11 protein-coding genes are annotated in these 19,118 nt (G+C 74.0%); 4 read left to right on the top strand and 7 right to left on the bottom strand.

The window, feature by feature from the left end; translation table 11 throughout:
* Positions 1 to 37: 37 nt before the first annotated feature.
* On the bottom strand, positions 38 to 1,993 hold the full coding sequence (locus WMF46_RS11560; protein WP_437985662.1) for a multicopper oxidase family protein: 1,956 nt from the start codon (positions 1,991 to 1,993) through the stop codon (positions 38 to 40).
* A gap of 98 nt (positions 1,994 to 2,091) precedes the next feature.
* On the opposite strand from WMF46_RS11560, the gene WMF46_RS11565 reads away from it, so the two are divergent.
* Positions 2,092 to 2,976, top strand: a complete 885-nt coding sequence (locus tag WMF46_RS11565; protein WP_437985663.1) for a LysR family transcriptional regulator — start codon at positions 2,092 to 2,094, stop codon at positions 2,974 to 2,976.
* A 294-nt stretch (positions 2,977 to 3,270) separates the two neighbouring features.
* Here the strand turns inward: WMF46_RS11565 and WMF46_RS11570 are convergent, their stop codons facing one another.
* From WMF46_RS11570 to WMF46_RS11585, 4 genes are read right to left on the bottom strand one after another with little or no spacing between them, the layout of a single operon-like run.
* Positions 3,271 to 4,512, bottom strand: coding sequence for a TIGR02679 family protein (locus WMF46_RS11570; protein WP_437985664.1), 1,242 nt, complete (start codon positions 4,510 to 4,512; stop codon positions 3,271 to 3,273).
* On the bottom strand, positions 4,509 to 8,639 hold the full coding sequence (locus tag WMF46_RS11575) for a TIGR02680 family protein (protein WP_437985665.1): 4,131 nt from the start codon (positions 8,637 to 8,639) through the stop codon (positions 4,509 to 4,511). The genes WMF46_RS11570 and WMF46_RS11575 overlap by 4 nt, the downstream gene beginning before the upstream one ends.
* Positions 8,636 to 9,937, bottom strand: a complete 1,302-nt coding sequence (locus tag WMF46_RS11580; RefSeq protein ID WP_437985666.1) for a TIGR02678 family protein — start codon at positions 9,935 to 9,937, stop codon at positions 8,636 to 8,638. The genes WMF46_RS11575 and WMF46_RS11580 overlap by 4 nt, the downstream gene beginning before the upstream one ends.
* Positions 9,934 to 11,538 carry a TIGR02677 family protein gene (locus WMF46_RS11585; RefSeq protein ID WP_437985667.1) on the bottom strand — a complete coding sequence of 535 codons (1,605 nt, stop codon included), beginning with the start codon at positions 11,536 to 11,538 and terminating at the stop codon, positions 9,934 to 9,936. Before WMF46_RS11585 ends, WMF46_RS11580 begins: the two co-directional genes overlap by 4 nt.
* A gap of 242 nt (positions 11,539 to 11,780) precedes the next feature.
* On the opposite strand from WMF46_RS11585, the gene WMF46_RS11590 reads away from it, so the two are divergent.
* The 3 genes from WMF46_RS11590 to WMF46_RS11600 all read left to right on the top strand — a co-directional run bounded on the left by WMF46_RS11590 (position 11,781) and on the right by WMF46_RS11600 (position 17,027).
* Positions 11,781 to 13,745 (top strand): hypothetical protein, encoded by a 1,965-nt coding sequence (locus tag WMF46_RS11590; protein WP_437985668.1) that lies wholly within the window; start codon positions 11,781 to 11,783, stop codon positions 13,743 to 13,745.
* A gap of 181 nt (positions 13,746 to 13,926) precedes the next feature.
* Positions 13,927 to 14,403, top strand: coding sequence for a helix-turn-helix domain-containing protein (locus tag WMF46_RS11595; RefSeq protein ID WP_437985669.1), 477 nt, complete (start codon positions 13,927 to 13,929; stop codon positions 14,401 to 14,403).
* Positions 14,400 to 17,027, top strand: a complete 2,628-nt coding sequence (locus WMF46_RS11600; RefSeq protein WP_437985670.1) for a VIT domain-containing protein — start codon at positions 14,400 to 14,402, stop codon at positions 17,025 to 17,027. Before WMF46_RS11595 ends, WMF46_RS11600 begins: the two co-directional genes overlap by 4 nt.
* A 45-nt stretch (positions 17,028 to 17,072) precedes the next feature.
* Here WMF46_RS11600 and WMF46_RS11605 read toward each other — a convergent pair whose 3' ends face one another.
* Positions 17,073 to 18,056: an OmpA/MotB family protein gene (locus tag WMF46_RS11605; protein WP_437985671.1), complete on the bottom strand. Its 984-nt coding sequence runs from the start codon at positions 18,054 to 18,056 to the stop codon at positions 17,073 to 17,075.
* A 228-nt stretch (positions 18,057 to 18,284) separates the two neighbouring features.
* The gene (locus WMF46_RS11610; protein WP_437985672.1) at positions 18,285 to 18,695 is read right to left on the bottom strand and encodes a hypothetical protein; all 411 of its coding nucleotides are present in this window, start codon (positions 18,693 to 18,695) and stop codon (positions 18,285 to 18,287) included.
* Positions 18,696 to 19,118: the final 423 nt, after the last annotated feature.

A 19,118-nucleotide genomic window follows, 5' to 3' on the forward strand; every position in this document is an offset into this window, starting at 1 on the left:
CCGGCCTCCCGTCAGCGGGTCGACGCGACGGGCGCCATCACGGCCCGCAGAGCTCCAGGTTCGGCGGCGGCGGCGCCGGGTACGCGTCGGTCGCCGTCTTCGCGAACTGGCACGCGAGATCGTCCGGCTGACACCCCGCCTGGGAGATGCACGCGCCGCTCTCGTCCGTCCCCTGACACAGGCACTCTTCATCTCCCGGGTCGCAGATCTCCACGAGCTCCATCATCCCTTCGTCCTCGTGGTTCAGCTTGTGGCAGTGCGCCACGAACTGGCCCGTGAACTTCCGGGGGTTCATGATCACGTCGCGCGGCCCGTCCTCGACCTGGACCCACATCGTGTCTCGCCAGTGGGCGAAGTTGGGCTCCTTGTTCGACGTGTTGGGGCACACGAGGAACGGGTTGATGTGGATATGGAAGGGGTGTCCGTCGAACGCGCGGATCTCCCACCGCTCCGCGCTGCCGACGGTCATGACCCGATCGCTCCGGTAGCCGCGGGCGCGCCGCTCGTCGAATTTGCGGCAGCTGATGTTGGGATCCGGGCAGATGCACACCGGCGCGTCCGGATCGACCTCGTGCGGGTGGTCTCCCGGGTCACAGGACATGAGCGCCACATCGCTGCTGAGGTCGGGCGGGTTGCTCCCCGGCGTGGGCACGAGGAGCACCACCTTCTGGTGCACGGCCTCGACCGAATCGCAGCTCACCTCCATCTCCTTCCCGTCGACCGTGCCGGTCCACGACGTCGGCGGCGCGAGCGCGGCCACGTCCGCCTCCGCGGGCAGGTTCACCTCGGTGGGCTCGCCCGCGCTCGGGTCCACGTCGACGATCGCGATCACGCTCCCCAGGAGATCGTTCGGCCGGCGCCCGACGAGGCAGAGCGTCTGCTTGCCCTCAGGCATCTTCACCATCACGTCGGCGCGGTACCCGGGGGAGACCCACACCGTGTCGCTCCTGTAGAGCTGCGGGAGCGTCAGCCCGTCGCGCGCGATCTGCGTCGTCTCGATGGGCGCCTTGTCGAAGTCGGAGCACGAGGCGTCCTTCGCGACGTGGAGCTTCATCCCCATCTCGTCCGGGCTGCCCGCGTAGACCATGCGCCAGCGCTCCACCTGCCCGGGCGGCGTCGTGAGCCGCGGCCTGAGCTTGCCGTTGATCAGCGTGGCCCGGAGCGACTCGACAGCGAGGAAGTCGGTCACCGACAGGTTGTCCTCGGTGCAGGCCTCTCCCTCCTTCAAGGGCACCGTGTTCTGGTGATCGATGGCCACCTGCGTCATGACCATCACCCGCTCTCTGGCCCTGGCGATGCCGGGCAGCTCGTCGAGCGCGCCCTCGATGAGGAGCGCCCCGGCGGCCCCATCCATGACCTGGATGGCCGTGGAGCCGTGGATGTGAGGGTGGTACCAGTCCGTGCCCTCGTGGTGGATCCCGTCCTCGTCCAGGTCCCACCGGTACCGGGCGCTCTCGCCCGGCCCCACCTCGTGCAGCACGTGGTCGCCGAAATACCTCCCCTCGGGCGCGCAGCCGTCCCCTTCGCACGGGTCCGCGGGATCGTCCGTCGCGAAGTTGGGCTGCACGTGCAGGCCGTGGCCGTGCAAGTTCGTGAGGTTGAAGTCGTGGCACGACCTGTTGCCATGGCCCATCATGCTCGCGATCTCGCGGAAGTCGCTCTTCGTGAAGTCGTTGTGCAGGGTCACGTGGACCTTGCGATCCTCGCCCTTCGGAATGCGGATCGTGGGGCCGCTCGTCATTCCGTTGTACGCACGGAGACAGAACCGCCGCCCGTCGATCTCGACCTCGCTCGGGCCGAAACGCAGCTCGTACGCTCCGTCCGCGCCCGGCTGGAGCTCGGGGGGGTCCTCGTACGTGGACGTCGTCTGCGGCGTCGTGCTCGTCGTGCTCGTCTCCTCGCCTCCGCTGCAGCCCGCGGGCGCCGCGAGGGAGAGGGCCAGCGCCGCGAGCGAGCCTGTGCGCCTGAGCGCGTGCGAATCGTCTCGTGCCATCAACTTGTCTCCTCCTTTCGCGACACTATCGAGCGGCGCCGTATGTGGATGGCCGAAGACGGTCACCCATGGCTAGAATGCGGACAGTGGCAGGGTGTATGGACCTCGAAGAGCTTCGCGCCTTCCTCGCCGTGGTCGAGGCCGGCTCCTTCCTGGGCGCGGCGCGCGCGCTCGGCTCGTCGCGCACGACGCTCCGGCGTCAGGTCGCGTCGCTGGAGGCGCGCGCCGGCGTCCTCCTGCTGGAGAGCGTGCGGAACGGCGTCGTGCCGACCGAGGCCGGGCAGGTGCTCGCCCGGAAGGGGCGCGGCATGGTGCAGGAGGCCGCCGCGCTCCTGGCCTCGATCCGGGAGGTGGGCGACGCGCCCTCGGGCACCCTGCGGGTCATCCTGCCCGTGGGGCTGCCGCCGCACATGATGACGCCGCTGTTCGCCGCCGTTCGTAGCGCGTATCCGAGGCTCCACGTCCACTGCCGCTTCAGCAACGATCCGCTGGGGGAGGCGCTCACGGACATCGACATCGCGGTCCACTTCGGTGAGGACGCGCCGAGCGGACACTGGATATCGCACGTCGTCCTGCGCGTCCGCGAGTGGCTCATCGCCAGCCGCGCGTACCTGGAGCGGCGCGGCACGCCGCAGACGATCGACGATCTGAAGCACCATGAGCTGTTCGCGTGGCAGGCCCCGGGCGAGGACGCGCGCACCTGGCGGACATGGCGAGGCGCGCCGTTCACCGTGGAGCCGGCGCTCATCGCGACGGACATCCACTTCATCCGGCACTGCTGCATCTCCGGCCTGGGCATCGGCCTCGTCCCCGACGCGCTCGTGCCCGACCCCGACGTGGGGCCGGACGTGCTCGTGCCGGTCTTGCCGGACGTGGTCGGGCAGGAGCGGCCCGTGCGGCTCAGCGTGCCGGGGGCGCTGTCGGAGATACCGAAGATCAAGGTGTTCATCGGGCACGTGCGCGCGTCCCTCGGGAAGCTGTAGAGAGCGGCGGTCACCCGCTTCGGATACGGGCCCACCTCGACGTTTTCGGTGCTCAGCGCACAGGAGTGCGCTTGCGCGCCGAAAACGCCGATCTGGGCCCGTCTCCTGTGCGGGAGACCGCCGCTCAGCTCTGCATGTCGCAGAGGTGGGCGGAAACCGCTGTAGAGCGACAAGCGGGTTGAAACTGCCTGAAAAGCGCAGAATTTCGAATCGCCGGGGCGCCATAAGACGCCAAGATATTTGTTATTCTTATGGCGTCTGGCACGCCAGGCAGAAATGCCGCGCTCCCCCCTCTCAGCCCGCGCCCTCTCCCTGCCGCAGATCCTCGATCAGCGCCTCCACCACCCCCTCCTCGTGCACCGCGCGCCGCTCGTCGCACATGGCCGCGCAGAGCTCGTCGTCCCAGGCCGCGGCCACGGGCACCCCGGCGAGCTCCGACCCCTTGGGCGCGGCGCGGTAGTCCGCGGCCCCATACCGCCAGGGCAGGGCGCCGTGCCTCCCGACCACCACGTTCCCGATGCGAATGCCGCCCCAGTCGAAGTCGCCGTGGTACCGCAGCGTCGCGCCGGCGCCGCGGAGCCGCTCCAGGAGGAGCCGCGCCGCGGTCCGGACCTGCCCCTCCACGCAGACGAGCGGCGCCCCGCGCGGCCCGAGGCGGTCGGCCGCCGCCGAGAGGACCGCTGGGTTCTCGCAGACGAACACCTCGCGCCCCGACACCTCGAAGCGCGGCGGCGCGCGCCACAGCTGCCGGACCGAGAGCCGGCAGGGCTCCCCCGCCGCCGCGTGCATCGCCAGCACCCGCCCGGCCAGGCTGTCCGGCGCCGCACCCACGTTGAGCACCAGCACCGGGGCGCTGAGGTCGTCCAGAAGCACGCCCGCCCGGTCCCACGCCTCCCGCCGCTCCGCCGCGCGCTCCCAGCGGGTCGCCCCGGAGAGCGCCGCCGCGAACCGGATCACCAGCGCGCCGAGCGGCGCGCCCGCGTCGAGCGCGTGGCTGTCCCCGGTCACCGCAGCCGCGAGCTCCGCGAGCGCAACGCCCTCGGCCGGCAGGCGGCGCACCACCGAGACGGCCTGCCGGAGCAGATGCCGCGCCGCCTCGACGTCGCCGCACGAGAGCCGCCGCACGAGGCCGGACGCGCGAAGATCATCGAGCCACACGCCGACCTCGGGCCGGCCATCGCCCGACGCCGCGGCCTCGTCGAAGACCGCCTGCCAGCCCGCCTCGAGCCGCGCCGCCTCGGCGCGACGGTCCACGAACGGCCCCGTCAGCACCTCGACCGCCGCCTCCACGCCCGCGCAGAGCTCCGCGTCCCGGAGGAGCTGCGCCAGCTCGTCCAGCGAGACCCGCAGCGCGCCGCCGTGGGTCACCCGGCCGAACAAGCGCTCGACCGCAGCGCGCTCCGCGGCCGTCGGGTCGCGGCGCTGCACCACGGCGCCCCGCACGGGCTCGCCGCGCTCCAGCCGCCGGCGCGCCTTGTCCACGATCCACCCGAGCTCCCGGGCGCCGAGCACCGCCCGCAGCCGATCGCCGCTCACGAGGGCCCGCCGCCGAACAGCGGCCCCGTCACGCCGTCGGGGCGCGGCTCCGGCGGCGCCGCCGCGGCGGCCGAGCGCACCCGCTCTCGCCCGTTCCACACCCACCGGGTCACGCCGACCGCGTCGATGCCAGGCCTCACCGTGAGCTGGTGGATCGACAGGCCGGGCAGCGTCGCGTAACACCCCCACTCGCGCTCGCTCGTCATCACGAAATCGAGGTCGAACGCGGCGAGGAGCCCCATGCACTTCGCCCGCATGTCGGGGTCGATGCCCACGAACGCCTCGTCCAGCAGGATGAGCCGGGGGGCGTGCGGGTGCGCGCTGCGGTAGTGCGCCGCCGCCGCGGCGAACTGCGGGATCGTCAGCGCCAGCGCCTTCTCGCCGCCAGACCCCGTCCCGTAGGTGCGCCTCGTCAGCCGCTTCCACGCGCCGTCCTGGTGGCGCTCCACCGCGAACGCGTGCCACCCTCGGTAATCGAGCGCCGTCGAGAGCTGCTCCTGCCAGCTCGCCGCCTCGCCGCGAGAGCGCACCTCCTCGATGCGCTCCTTCAGGAACCGCGCGAGCAGCTCGCGGTCGCCCGGCGACCAGGTGCCGCCCGCCCGCAGCAGCCGATGCCGGGCTTCGAGGAGCCCGGGCGGGCCGTCGACGAGCGGCGCCCACGAGAAGCGGAGCCTCATCCCGGTGCTCGTCGGCCGCGCGGCGAGCTCCTGGTTCATGTCGCGCACCATGGCCTCGCACCGGTGCAGGAGATCGTGCAGGTGGCTCGCCACCTCGCCGATGAGGTGGTTCTCCAGCACCTCGCGTTCGCGCGCGTCGAGCACCGTACGGCGGTGCGCCACCTCGTCGGCCAGCATCGCCTGGAGGTCGTGTACGGCCCACGTCCGGTCCTGGAACGGCACCGTCACCGCGACGAGGCCGTCCTCGCTCGTCGTCTGCGGCCCGTAGCCGTGCGGCAGGAGCGCGTCCCGCAGCGCCTCGACGTGCCGGAAGATGCCCCGCTGCAGCCGCTCCCACGCCCTGTCGTCGTGCTCGACGTCGCCGCTCGACGCCTCGATCCGCCGCGCCACCTCCACCGCCCGCGTCGGCGACCACCCGGCGGCCCCCTCCGTCCCGGGCTCGACGTCCGCCATCTCCAGCACGGACAGGAGCCGCGCCCGCGCCATCGCGGCGAGCGCCTCGACGTGCCCCGCCCGCTCGCGCGCCGCGCGCTCGAGCCCATCGCGAAGCGGATCGAGCTTCGCCTGCGCGCGCGCCTCGGCCACCCGCGCGTCGCCGTGCGCGCGCTGCGCCGCGCGGTGCTCCGCGTCGCGCGCCTCGCGCCGCTCCCGCGCCTCGGCGAGCTGGCGCAGGATCTCGTCGACCAGCGCCCCCGTCGTCCGCTCCAGCGTGTCCCGGTGCACCTCCGCTTCGTGGAGGCGGGAGGCGGCCCGCTGGCGCGCCTCGGCGCGGGAGACCGCGCGCCCCTCGGCGAGCCGCGCCTCCTCCTCGGCCTTCTGCGCGCGGCGGAGCGCAGCGGCGGCGCCGCGCGCCGTCGGCCACATCGCCGCCGCGGCGTGGACCAGCGCCGCGAGCGCGGCGTCGTGCCGGTCGAGCGCCCCGACCCACGCCGCGAGCCCGAGGTCCGCCGCCGCCCGGTCCCGCTCCGCGAGCGCCTGCGCCTCGCGCTGCCGCCGCGAGAGCGCGCGCTCCTCCTCCTCCGCGAGCGCGGCGCGGGCGTCGACCACGGCCGCCTCCGCCGCCTGCTCCGCGGCCAGCGCGCGCCGCAGCGCCGCGGAAGACGGCGCGCTGGCCGCCTCCTCGCGGGCGACGCGCGCGCGGCGATCGAGCTCGGCCCGCGCGGTCAGGGCGGCCGAGCGCGCCGCCGCCGCCTCGCGGAGCGCCTCCTCGATCGCCGCGAGCCGCCGCTTCCGCGCCGCCTCGCGCGACGCGTGGCCGATGTGCTCCGCCTCGGCCTTGGCAGAGGCCCCGTGCAGCGGGCCGAGCGCGAAGCTGCCCGAGACGTCGGCCCAGATCCGGCCCGCGCAGCGGCCGGCGCCGATGCGCGCCAGCACGGCCCGCACCACGTCCGGCGGCACCGGCGGCGCGCCAGGCGCTCCCTCGACCGCGAGCGCAGGCGACGCGCGCAGCCAGCGGCCGAGCTGCTGCTCGCGCGGGAGCGCCTGCTCCCCGGCGGCCGAGAGCGCCGTGTCGAGCACCCCCTCGGCCAGGAGCTCGCCTTCGGGCGTCACCCAGGCGTCGAGCAGCCCCGCGGCCTCGAGCGCGGCCTCCAGGCCCGCCCGGCCGGCCGCGTCGAGCTCGGGTTCGAAGTCGCACAGCTGCCACAGCGGCGCTCCCGGGCGCCCCTCGCGAGCGCCCGGCGCGCGCGAGGGCGGCGGCTCCGGGCCACGGTGCGCGCCGCGCTCGAGGGCGGCCCGCTCCTCCTCGAGCGCGCGCCGCGCCTCCTCCGCCACGGCGAGGGCGCGATCGGCCTCGGCCCGCGCCGCGGCGAGCCGCCCCTGGGCGTCGGCGAGCGCGCGCTGGGCCGCCAGCGCCGCGGGGCTCTCGCCGTCGCCGTGCTCGGCCCACGCCGCGACCGCGTCGGCCACGTCCTCGACGTCCGTGCCTCCGATCGGGAGCTCCGAGAGCCCGCGCGCCCACGCGCGCCACGCGTCGACGAGCGCGTCCGCCTCCGCCTCCCGCTGCCCGAGCGCCGCGGCCGCCCGCTCCCGCGCGCGCTCGAGCCGCGCGGCCGCGCCCTCCAGCGCGGCGTCGGCGCGCTCCCGCGCGGCGCGCGCCGACGCGAGCTCGCCGTCGAGCTTGCGCAGGTGCGCGACGCCCCGGCGGCGCTCGGCCACGGCCGCGTCGAAGCGCGCCTGCGCGCCCGGGAGCGCGCGGCCGCCCGGGTCGGCCTCCCAGCCACCGGGCAGCGCCGGCGGGGGCAGGCCGACCTCCGCGCCGGCGCCCTCCGCCGCGGCGACCGTCGCCGCGAGCGCGTCGCGCTCGGCGCGCGCGCTCGCGGCGGCCTCCTCGCGCTCGCTGCCGCGCCGCTCGGCCTGCTCGACGGCCCGGCGGTGCTCGAGCTCCGCCTCTCTCGCGTCGTTCGCCGCGGCCTGCGCCGCCCCCCGCGCATCGTCGAGGGCGCGCGCCTGGTCCATCTCGGGGCGCCGGCTCAGGGTCTCGACCTCGCGCGCCGCGCCGCGCGCCGCGCGCTCGGCCTCCTCTTCGCGCGCGGCCGCCTGCTCCCCGGCGGCCCTGGCCTCGTCGAGGCCCGCCTCCGCCGCCCGCAGCTCCCGCATCACGGCCTCGTACGTGGCGTGCCCGCTCCGCACCGCGGCCGCGCGCCGCCGCGCGGCGACCCTCACGTAGCGCCGGTACTCGTCGAGGAACGCCGACGACGCCGCGCTCGCCGCGGCGAAGCCGTCGAGCGCCGCGCGATCCGCCTCGAGGCTCCTGAAGGACTCGGCCAGGTCGGCCACGACCGCGGGCGGCACGGGCGGCAGCGCCGTCGAGAGCGCCCTGGAGAGCTGCGCCTCGTCGAGCTTTCGCGACAGCTGCGGCTGCCGCAGCTGGATCAGGAGGTCGAGCAGCGCGCCGTACCGATCGCCGAGCTGGAAGAGCCGGCGATCGACGGCGGCGCGGTAGGCCGCGGCGCTCGTGAACACCTCGCCGCTCCCGCCGATCTCGGCCTCCAGCCGCTCCCTTCCGATCGCGGCGCCGGCGCTCTGCAGGAACAGATCGCGCCCGACGCGCTTCGAGGTGACGAAGAGCCACTTGCCGGCGAGCCCGCGGCCCTCGACCGCGTGCAGCCCGCAGCCGAGCGTCAGGTAGTGCTCGGCCCCGTCGTCGTCGCGCCGGCCGAGCTCGAGCCAGGTGTAGCCGCGCCGCTCCTCGTAGCGGCCGAGGAGCAGGTTCCACTCGACGCGCTTCGCCGGGTCGGCGTCCGGCTCCAGGCGGTGGGGGCTCACCTCGCCGTCGAGCAGGAACGGCAGCTGCAGCGCGAGCACGCGCGACTTGCCGCTGCCGTTGTTGCCGCGCAGGAGCAGCCGGCCGCCCTCGAAGACGAACTCCTCGCTGTCGTAGCGGTAGAGGTTGAGCAGCCCGCTGCGGAGCGGCTGCCAGCGTCGGGTCACGGGGGAAGGCAGGGTCATCGCGTCTTCCTTGGTGTCCTCGCGCGCGGCGCGCCGTCGGCCCGGCCGGCCGGAGCGCTCAGGCCGGCCAGCGGCGCCTCGGAGCGCGATGCGCCCGCGGGTCCCGAGGGGCCGGACGGGGCGACGACGGCGTACCGGGCGATGGCGGGGAGCGGCGCGATCCCCGCGGGCGTCCAGCGCAGCAGGCGGAGCGCGGAGAGCCGATCGAGCGCCCTGTCGGTGAGCTCCACCTCGGCGCCCGCGCCGAGCGCCGCCTTCCTCCAGCGCCCGCGGTGCTCGGCGACGAGCTCCGCCACGCGCTGCTCGACCGCGGCCCGGCCGACGAGCCTGCCGTCGCGCGCGCGGCCCGCGAGCCACTCCGCCACGAGCAGCGTCAGGTGCCCCTCGGTGCCCTCTTCCGGCATCGCGAGATCGCTGAGCTCCTCGTCGGGATCGACCATCGCCAGCCCCTCGCGCCGCGCCTCGGCGACGAGCCCTGTCGCCCGCTCGATCTCGTCGACGATGAAGGGCCGCTGCGTCGTGAGGTACGCGCGCTCCTCCGGGGCGAGGTCCTCGTAGTAGACGACCGGATCGTCGAGGAGCCTCCGGAAGAGCCGGGCTCGCAGCGCCTGATTGCGGGCGTCGTCCGTCTCCGGGGCGAGCTCCTCGACGATGCCGGCGAGCCGCGCGGCGAGGTCCGCGGCGTCGGTCGCCTCCAGCGTCGAGGGCCCGCGGCGTACGTTCAGCATGGCGGCGACGGCGGGCCGGCTCACGCTGTAGAGCACGTCGCGGCGCTGATCGGCGATGAAGCCCTGCTCCTCGCCGGCGACGCGCGTGAGCACGCGCAGATCGAGGAGGAGGCGGACGACGTGGACGAGATCGCGCCGCTGGTCCTGCACGTCGAGCTCGAAGGCGCCGGCGCGGGTGAGCGCCGGGTCGTCGGCGAAATACCCCACCATGCGCTCGGCGAGCCGCCCGAGCGTGGTCTGGCGGTCCTCGCCCTCCAGCGCGAGCAGGGCCAGGCAGAGCAGCACGTAGCGGCGGCGCGTGAACGGGGTGCCGTGGTGCGGGTCGAGCGCCGGCCGCGTGCCGTCGGCGAGGTCGGCCGGCGTCTTGCGCAGGCGCGCCTGCTCGGGCTCGACGAGCAGCGACCAGCGGGGGTAGCGGGCGAGCCAGGCGCGGAGCGCGGCGGCGTGCCGTCGCACGAGCAGGAACGACGCGGCGTGCGCGCCTGCGGCCGGAAGGAGGGGGTGGCGCAGGAGGGCCCGCAGCGCGCTCTGCCGCTCGTGGCGCTCCTGGGCCTCGAGGGCGCGCGTCATGGGCGCTCCGCGGGCGAAGGTCCCGGCGGGGCGGGCGCGCGGTGCCAGGACGGGGCCGCGTCCTCGGGGGCGGGCGCGCGATGCCGGGACCGGGGCGCTTCGTCCGGCGCGAGCGAGCGGAGCGTCAGGAGGTGATCCGGTCCGCGGAAGGTGCCCGATGGCGTCTCCACCGTCGCGACCTGGCCGTCGTTCGTGGGGACCAGCGAGATGGCGATCGCCCCGTCGGCCGAGGTGGTCTCGCCGCCGCCCGCGGCGAGCGCCTCGCCCAGCCAGTCGAGGAGCATCTCGAAGGCCAGCGGATCGAGCCGGCCGAGCTCGGACAGGCGCGTCGGCCGGCCTGTGGCGAGCCGGGCGCGCGCGTCGGCGATGGCGCGCTCGTCCTCATCCTCGTGCGCGAGCAGGAGCGCCTTCTCGCGCGATCGATCGATCACGTCGCTCGGCCGCCCGGGCCGCGCGTGCCGGCCGGTGGCGCGGAGGCGCGGCGAGATGCGGAGCGGCGGCGCGTCGAGCCACGAGCGGCTGGCGGGGACCGGCGCGGCCTCGCGCTCGGCCATCGCCTCTTCGTTGACGAAGAGGTGCCGGGTCGAGGCGAGGGCGAACGCGGCGCGCCAGAGGCGGTGGGCGTCCGCGTCGCTCGGGGCCTCGGCGAACCACCGGGCGAGGGTGCGGAGGTCGGCGGCGCGGTCGCTGCGGGTGAAGCGGCGGTCGTGCAGGCTCGCGACGGCGGAGAGCAGGGCGGGGATGGCGGCGCGGGCGCGGGCCCTGAGCTCCTCCGCCTGCGACGGCGCGCCCGGCCGGCCGATGAACCAGCCGCGGACGCCTTCGATCCGCGCCTCCCACCGCGCGGCCGCTGCCCGCTGGTCGGCCTCCTCGCCGTCGAGCGCGTCGGCGACCTCGCGCCTGCCGGCGCTGTCCGCGAGCCGCTGCGCCGCCGCGCCGTCGACGCGGCCGAGGAGCTCCGCGATGTCCGCCGTGGCGATGACGAGCTGGCCGACGAAGCGCTCGAGGTAGTCGATGAGGCGCTGCTTGTACGCGAGGAAGCTCGCCACGCCGGCCGCGTGCAGGTCGATGCTGCGCTGGAGGCTGCCCATGAACGCCTGCGCCTGCGTGGTGAGCTCGCCGAAGCGCGCGCGCAGCGCCGAGAGCGCGAGGTGGACCGCGCTGTCGTCGAGCTCCGGCCGGGAGAGCATCTGCGCGACGCTCTCCAGCAAGGTGCGGATGTCGTCGAGCGCCGCGGCCTGGAGCTCGCCGCGCTGCGCGAGCGCCTCGAAATAGGCGCCCAGCGCGCGCTCCACCGCCTCTCCCTGCGGGGTGAGCTGGTACAGGAAGCGCGGCCGGTAGAACTCCTCGACGGTCGCGACATCCGCCGTGTCCAGGTGGGATTGCAGGTTCCCCCATTCGCAGAGCTTCTGGAGCGCCGCGTCCACCGCGGCCGGGTCGAGGCCGATCTCCCGGACGGCGCGGAGGACATCGGCCGGCCGGAGGTGCAGCACGAAGCGCTCCCGCGCCTCCACGAACGAGCGCATGATGGCGCGGTAGAGCGCCGCGTTCTCGGCCGTCAGGTAAGAGAAGGCTGGAAGCTTGGCCGGCGACTCTTCCATGATGACCGCACGCTCGCGCCGCGGGGCGTTGGCCCGCCATCGAACGCCGGCGCTACCTACTACCGGCGTCGCGTGGCCGTCAATGGAGGGGGCGCGCGGCAGCATCACGAAGCGTGCGCGGAGTGCATTGTTATTTGTCCGGTTGAATTCTCATGCACGGTGTTCTTTTGTTCTCGGGGCTCCCCGTCCGGAGGGGGTCCGATCGAGCGGGCCGTCCCTCCAGCAACCGTCGAGAGAGTGCCATGGCGAAATACCCTCGGAGAATCGCGACCCTGTGCGCGGCCGCCGCGATGGCGGTGACGAGCTTCGCTGGAACGGCGAGCGCTCAGATCGCGGACGCCGTCTACGAGGACGTGAGGGACATCATCGAGGATCTCATCCAGCGGGAGGTCGCCGAGGCGGTCGTCCCCAACCTGGTGTGCCAGACGGCGCGCCGGGCGAGCACGGAGCAGCAACTCAAAGACTATGTGGGGATCGTCGACCAGCTCGGAGATGCCGCTGACGGTCCTGCGAAGGAGGCGCTGGAGAAGAAGCGCGGCGAGCTGAGGCTCAGCATAAAGAGGGGGTTCCCGATCCTCACCTATTTCCCTCTCACGCTCCAGCGGGTCTTCCGGCGGCAGTTCAACGCGATCCGGACGAGCGTCACGGACGAGGCCGCGGGCTTCGCGGGGCACATGGTCTATGTCGGGCTGACGTCGAGCGAGGGCCAGATAAGAAAGCCGCAGGGGACGCAGAGCATCGAGCTCCTGCACAAGTTCGCGAGCGCCGACGACGCTCGCGCCGAGCGCGCGGCGCCCAGCAAGCTGACGTGGACCAGGCTCGACCCGCGGTCGCTGAACACCTGTGTCTCCGTGCTCAAGGAGGATCTCGCGTCGGGCGTCACGGACGCAGGCGCGCCGTCGCCGCTCGAGAAGGACTGCGGCGCGAGCGCAGCGTCAGGGACCAGCTACGCCTGTGAGCTCGCGTTCGCCGTTCGCGCGATACTCCAGAGGAAAGACGCCCTGGCGGAGGAGCACTTCATCCGGGCAGCCGCCGTCGTGGTCGGGGCGACCGCCGCGAAGGCCCTCGAGGTGACGGACGACGCCGTGAGGAGAACACTCCTGGACGAGGCGGTCCTGGTCACGAGAGACGTCCTGCGCGGCGGCAAGAAGCTCGACGAGATCCTCCCTGTCCTCTTGTCCGCCGCGCCAGGCACCGCCGAGGCGGACGCAGCCGCTCGTGCCCGGGAGCTGCGCTCGAGGTTGAGCAACCTCGAGCGCCTCCGGGTCCAGTGGAACATCGGCACGCGGGGCGGGGCGAACAACCTCGATCTCGTGAGCTTCGTGAACGTCATCGGCGCCGCCGGCGGCGCCCTCCGCGATCTCTGTGACAAGGACCTGATCGGCCAGATCTGCGCCCAGATCGAGCGACAGTCCTCGGCGCTGACGAAGATCGGCGACCTCCAGGCGGACCTCTGGCCGGCGATCCGGCTCGCCAGCCAGGGAGAGTACGGGGAGGCAGCGAGCCGCGCGATCAGGACGTTCTTCTCCTCGCGGCCTGGAGGCGAGGGGGATCAGGTCGAGATCTACCGGCGCTTCGCCGAGGCGCTCATCGTCTATGTCCTCGCGACGGTCAACGACAAGAACCCTTCGGACGCCGACCGGGCCGCGTTCCGGGAGGCGTCCGTCGAGGTGCTCCGGGAGCTGGGCACGGGGGGCGGCATGGATCGACCGTGGGGTCACGCCTTCTACAGGCCCGACATGGCGCTGCGCGTGTCGTGGAGCCCGAGCTACATCGACGGCGAGGGCGGATCGCCGAGGATCGTGCCCTCCGCAAACACCATCAACCTGCGCGGCGTCGTGCGTTATACGGATGCCTATTATTTCGCCATTCAACCCTCCTTCATCGACCTCCTCGCCCCGCTGAGCGAGCTCGCGCTCCGGCGCTCGGAGGCGGTCGAGTACGAGGATTCGGGCCGTGTCCTGCTGAACGCCGTGACCCCTCGGATCGAGGTGATGGTCGGCGTGCCCGCCCTCTCGAAGCACCTCGTCGTCTCCGGCGGCGCTTCCCTGCGCCTCTCGGCGCCCTTCAAGAAGAAGGATCAGGAGGGGTGCGACGGCACCTGCTATCGCTACAAGTTCCTCTGGAACAAGAAGGACGATGTCCTCTCGGACCCGGCTGGGCTCGGGTTCATCGAGTTCGGCTTCGGGGTCAAGTACCTGCTCTGAAGCATCTCCTCGAATTTATTCGGGAAAATTCACAGGGAGACGGGGAGGCGAGGAGTAGAATCCCAGCTCTCCCCGCCTCCCCGTCTCCCTGTTCAATTTTCCGCTGAAGATGCAGGTGCGCAGACGAACTGAAGCTGTATACTTGACAGTTGTAGTGTCTCGATGCAGGATGCTCCTCGTGATGACGTACAAGCTCGACGAGCTCGCGGGCGAGGCAGGGGTGGCGCCGCGCACGGTGCGGTACTACGTGCAGCGCGGGCTCCTTCCGGCGCCGGAGTTCCGCGGGAAGGACACCTCCTACGGGCGAGAGCACCTCGCGCGGCTCCGCGCCATCAAGGTCCTCCAGCAGGCGCACTTGCCGCTCGAGGAGATCCAGGCGCGCCTCGCGGGCGCGGGCATCGACGAGATCGAGCGCATCGCCGCGGGGGCGCCGCCGCGCGCTCTGGAGGCGCGCTGCGCCGGCCCCGAGGAGGCCGCCGCGGCGCCGCCCGGGGCGAGCCCGCCCGCCGCCGCGCCGCGCGGCGCGCGCTGGGAGCGGGTCGAGATCGCCGACGGGGTGGAGCTCCACGTGCGGACCGACGCCCCGGAGAGCTCGCGGCGCATCGCCCTCGATATCGAGTCTCGTTACACAACCCTTGCCCCGAAAGGCTCGCGATGAACCCCTCCCACGATCCTTCGCACCCGTCGCCGATGTCGTGTCTCCGCACCTCGGAGGGCCACCCGGTCCCGCTGCTCGGCGTCTCCCTCTCGGGGGAGGTCCTCGGCGGCGCGGCGCGCCTCGTCGTGCGGCAGCGCTACCGGAACGAGGAGCGCCGGCCGATCGAGGCGATCTACACCTTCCCGCTCCCGGGAGAGGCGAGCATCGCGGGCTTCGCCATGGAGTGCGCCGGCCGCAGGCTCGAGGGGGAGGTCAAGGAGCGCGAGGAGGCGTTCCAGGCCTACGACGAGGCCATCGCCACCGGCCACGGCGCGGCGCTGCTCGACGAGGAGCGCCGCAACGTGTTCACGGCGAGCGTCGGCAACCTCCTGCCGGGGGAGGAGACGGTCGTCGAGGTCACGTTCGTGCAGGCGCTCACGGCCGACGAGGGGGCGCTGCGGCTCATGATCCCGACCCTCGTCGCGCCCCGCTACATCCCCGGCGCGACCGGGGGCGACCGGACCGCGCACGGCGTCCAGGAGCCCACGGGCGACGTGCCCGACGCCGACCGCATCTCCCCCGAGATCGCGCGGGTCGACTACGGGATCACCGTGGATATCGTCTTCGATCTCGGGCGCGACGTCGCGATCGAGAGCCCCTCGCACGCGCTCTCGGTGCGCCGCGAAGAGGGGTATCGCCAGCGGGTCTCGCTACGGAACGACAAGGCCGCGCTCGATCGGGACATCGTGCTGCTCGCGGCGGGCGCGCCGGGCGTGCAGGCAGGCGTGGTGTGCGACAGGACCAAAGGCCAGGAGGGGACCTTCGCCCTCACCGTGGTGCCGGACCTCTTCGATGTGCACGCGAAGCGGGCGTCCTCCCGGCGCGACGTCGTGTTCGTCGTCGACGTGTCGGGATCGATGCAGGGCGAGTCGCTCGACCAGGCGAAGCGCGCGCTCCGGCTGTGCCTCCGCCACCTCGCCGAGGGGGATCGGTTCGGCGTGATCGCGTTCTCCAGCGATTTCCGGGCGCTCGAGCCGTCGCTCGCCCCCTTCACGCAGGTGACCCTGAAGGCCGCGGACGCGTTCGTCGAGGGCCTCCGCGCGGACGGCGGGACGGAGATGCTGAATCCGCTGCTCGCGGCCGTGGGCATGCTCGGCGACGCGGAGCGAGACCGCGTTGTCGTGCTGCTGACCGACGGCCAGGTGGGCAACGAGGCGCAGATCGTCGATCGCGTCGTCAAGCAGGGCAAGGGGGCGCGGATCTACACGTTCGGTATCGGCACGAACGTGAGCGATGTGCTGGTGAGCGATCTCGCGCGCCGGACGGAGGGCGCAGCGGAGTTCATCCACCCGGGCGAGCGCATCGACGAGAAGGTCACGGCCCAGTTCGCGCGGGCGACGGCGGTCCGGATCACCGGGCTCGAGGCGCGCTTCGAGGGGATCGACGTCGGCGAGCTCGCGCCGGCCGAGCGCCCTGCGCTCGTCGACGGCGAGCCGTGGGTGCTCTACGGCCGCTACGGTCAGCCGGGGATGGGGCGTCTCTCCCTGCGCGGGACCCTGCGCGGGGAGCGCTTCCACCTCGAGGTGCCGGTCGAGCTCGCGGCGGAGGCGTCGCGGCCTGGCCTCGAGGCGCTGTGGGCGGGCGCGCGGGTGCGGGAGCTCGAGGAGTCGGAGCGCGGGCTTTCCGGCAAGCGCGCCGAGGCGATGCGAAAGCGCATCGTGGACCTCGCGGTCCGGCACCGGGTGGCGTCGAAGCACGCGTCGTTCGTGGTGATCGAGCGGCGGACGGGCGACCGGCGCGCCCACGGGCAACCCGAGGCGCGGCCCGTGCCGGTGAGCGCGCCGGCGGGGTGGGGGATGTCGAGCCACCGCGGCCCGGCGGCGTCCGTGCCCGTGCTCGACGCGATGATGGTGAGGGCGATGGACGGGCGCGGCCCGAGGAAGGGCGGCCCGGGCGGCCCCGTCGTCATGAGATCCAGGGCCCCCGCGCCTGCTCCCATGGCGTCCGCCGCCCCGCCCAGGCCGGCGCCCGCCGCGGGCGGTCTGCTGGCGCGCGCCAAACAGCTCTTCCAGCCGAGCGAAGAGGCAGCGGGCGGCTCGGACGAGCGGTCGGTGAGCTGGGTCGCGCCCCCGGCCGCCGCCGCGCCGGGCGGCCCCGCGTCGCCGCACCACGTGCCTCCGCCGGCCCCGGCCCCGGCCGCCGCGCCGGCGCCGAGCGCCGTTCCAGGTGGGGTCTCGTCCCAGGGGGACGGCCTGGGGCGCGTCTTCGAGGAGCAGCTCGCGTCCGGGCTCTGGGAGCGCGGCGACTCGACCGATCTCGGCCGGCTCTCCAGCACGGCCCTGTGCCTCGCGGCGTGCCATGACCAGGGCGTCGACTCGGCCCACCCCATCTACGGCGCCCAGATCGCCAAGGCGATCGAGGCGCTCTGCGCGCTGGCCGCGTCGGTCCTCCAGCGCGGCGGCGCCGACGGGGAGGTGGCCGCGGCGCTCGCGGCGGCCTACCTCGTCGCGGGCGGCCGGCGGCTGCGGGCGCGGGTCCGCGACGCCGTGGCGGCCGCCGCGCCCGAGGCGGTGCGCGCGCTGCTGGGCGAGCTCGGGGACGCCGACGCGCTCAGGCGAAGGGTCGAGGAGCTGCGCGGCGCATGACAGGCTCGCCGCGGCCGGACGGCCGCGGCAGCCCTCGCATCGCCCTCACGGGTACGTGTCGTCCCCGCCCTTCGTGCCGGCTCCCGGGCGGGTCTCGCCAGCCGGGGCTGCGCCAGCCGGGGCTGCGCCAGCCGGTGCAGCGCCAGCCGGTGCAGCGCCAGCCGGTGCAGCGCCAGCCGGTGCAGCGCCAGCCGGGCGAGCGGGGCCCTCCGGGAGCTGCGCTGTCCCCTCGATGACGATCTCCACGCGCGGCTCCGCCGGTTGCGCCGGGGCGCCGCCGCCCGCGTCGGCAGCCGGCAGATCGGCGAAGCTCGCCAGGCTGAGCCGCGCGAGGGGCACGCCGGCCTCCTTGGGCTGCGCGAGGAAGAGCAGCACGGCGCGCGCCTGGGCGACCGTCACGTCCCAGCCGTTGCGCCACGCCACGCCAGGCGTGCCGCTCGCCGTGTGGCCGACGACCTGGTAGCCGAGGCCCTTGAGCGGCTCGTTGCTGCGGATGATCGCGGCGATGTCCCTCAGCACCTTCTCCCCCGCCGGGGAGAGCGCGTCGCGGTTCCCCTTGAACAGGACCCGGCTCGGGATCGAGATGACCACGCGGCCGTCGCGCGGCGCGACCGTGACGTCTCCGGCGGCGACCGGCAAGAACGCCCTGAGGACGTCGCTGTCGCGCTCCGACGCCGGGCGGGCCCCGGCCGGCTCGCCGCGCGGCGGCGTCGCGCCCAGCCCGACGTCGAGGCCCGAGATCGGATCGTTCGCCCAGTGTGGATCGGCCGCGGCGCCGCCGCGCGGGCCCTGCTCTTCCAGCTGGCGGACGCGCGCCTGGCTGGTCGCGAGCTCGCGCTGGAGGCGCTCGGACCGGTCGAGCTGAGCTTGCCATTCGAACTCGGTGTAACCGCACCCGGCGAGGAGCGCAGACGCGACCAGCGCGGCCAGGCCGCGCCCGGCCAAAGCGGCCCGGAGGGCGCGGGGAGGGGAGGCCTCGGCGCGCCTCTTCGCGCTCACCTCTGCGACACCCGAAACAGGCAATTGCACTTTGCAGGCTCCTTCTCGCCGGATCATCCGGATCCATCCTTCTCGCGCCGGTGCGCTGAGCGGGCGGGAGCCTATCCGAGCGGCGGTGATCCCACAAGGCGCGGCCGGGCCGGGGCGCGCCCCGGCCTCCAAGACCTGGGCAGGGGACCGGGCCGAGGGACCGGTCCGCTCCGGGATCGATCCGCCCGCGCGCGGTCCCGCGCTCGTTCGCGGTGCGGGTGAGCCTGCCTACGACAGCCGCTCGTGGCCGGCGCCGTTCGGCGGCGAGGCCTGATGCACTTTCCTGCGGTGCTCGAGCTCGGCAGAGATGAGCCGCACGAGCTCCGTCGAGAGGACGATCGCCTCCCGAGGGCCATATCCATGCTTGCTCAGCTCCCGCGCGACCGACTTGGCCAGGATCTTCATCGCCGAGTCGATCTCTCCCGGCGTCTTCGATGTCGACGTCGAGAAGAGGCTCGCGGTCATCCGGGTGTCGGCGCCTCGCCCCTGGCCGTCCTCGGGCGTCCGGTGCAGCGTCGGCTCGCGCTCCGGAGGCGCTGCGCTCCGGAGCGATGGCCGATCGATCGCGTGGCTTTCGTGGTTCTCGGCCGATGCGGGCGTCGTCGTGCTCGTCGTGCTGTCCGTATGCCGCGATGTCATGTTGTGCGCACTCACGGTGGATCCCCGTCGTCGTTTAACGGTTTTCTCGCCTTCGTCCTTCGTTCCCGCGCGAGAGGTGCTGTTCATCTCGAGCTCATGCCGCGCGTCGCCGCGGCAGGCATCGGTGGATTTACGTCGCGAGACGAAGTTGACGGCAAAAAAGCAGGAATGGCACCTGCCAGGGTAGTGTGGAGGCGGACCACATCGGCCCCTGACCCCACGATAGCAGGGCTCCGATAAAGGGCATCACTTCATCGGTCGTGCGCGCGCGAACACCCATGTTCGCGCGCGCCGCCGGTCGACGCCGAGGGGGCGCTCTCGCGAGACTGCAACTCTGAGTGTGCGCGCCAATGCTCCGCCCGCAGGGGGCGCCGTCCGCGGTGCGAGCGCGAGAGGTGGCTTGCCCGGGGCAGACCCGGGTGC

This window comes from Sorangium sp. So ce117, from assembly GCF_051524395.1.
Lineage (GTDB): Bacteria > Myxococcota_A > Polyangia > Polyangiales > Polyangiaceae > Sorangium > Sorangium cellulosum_B.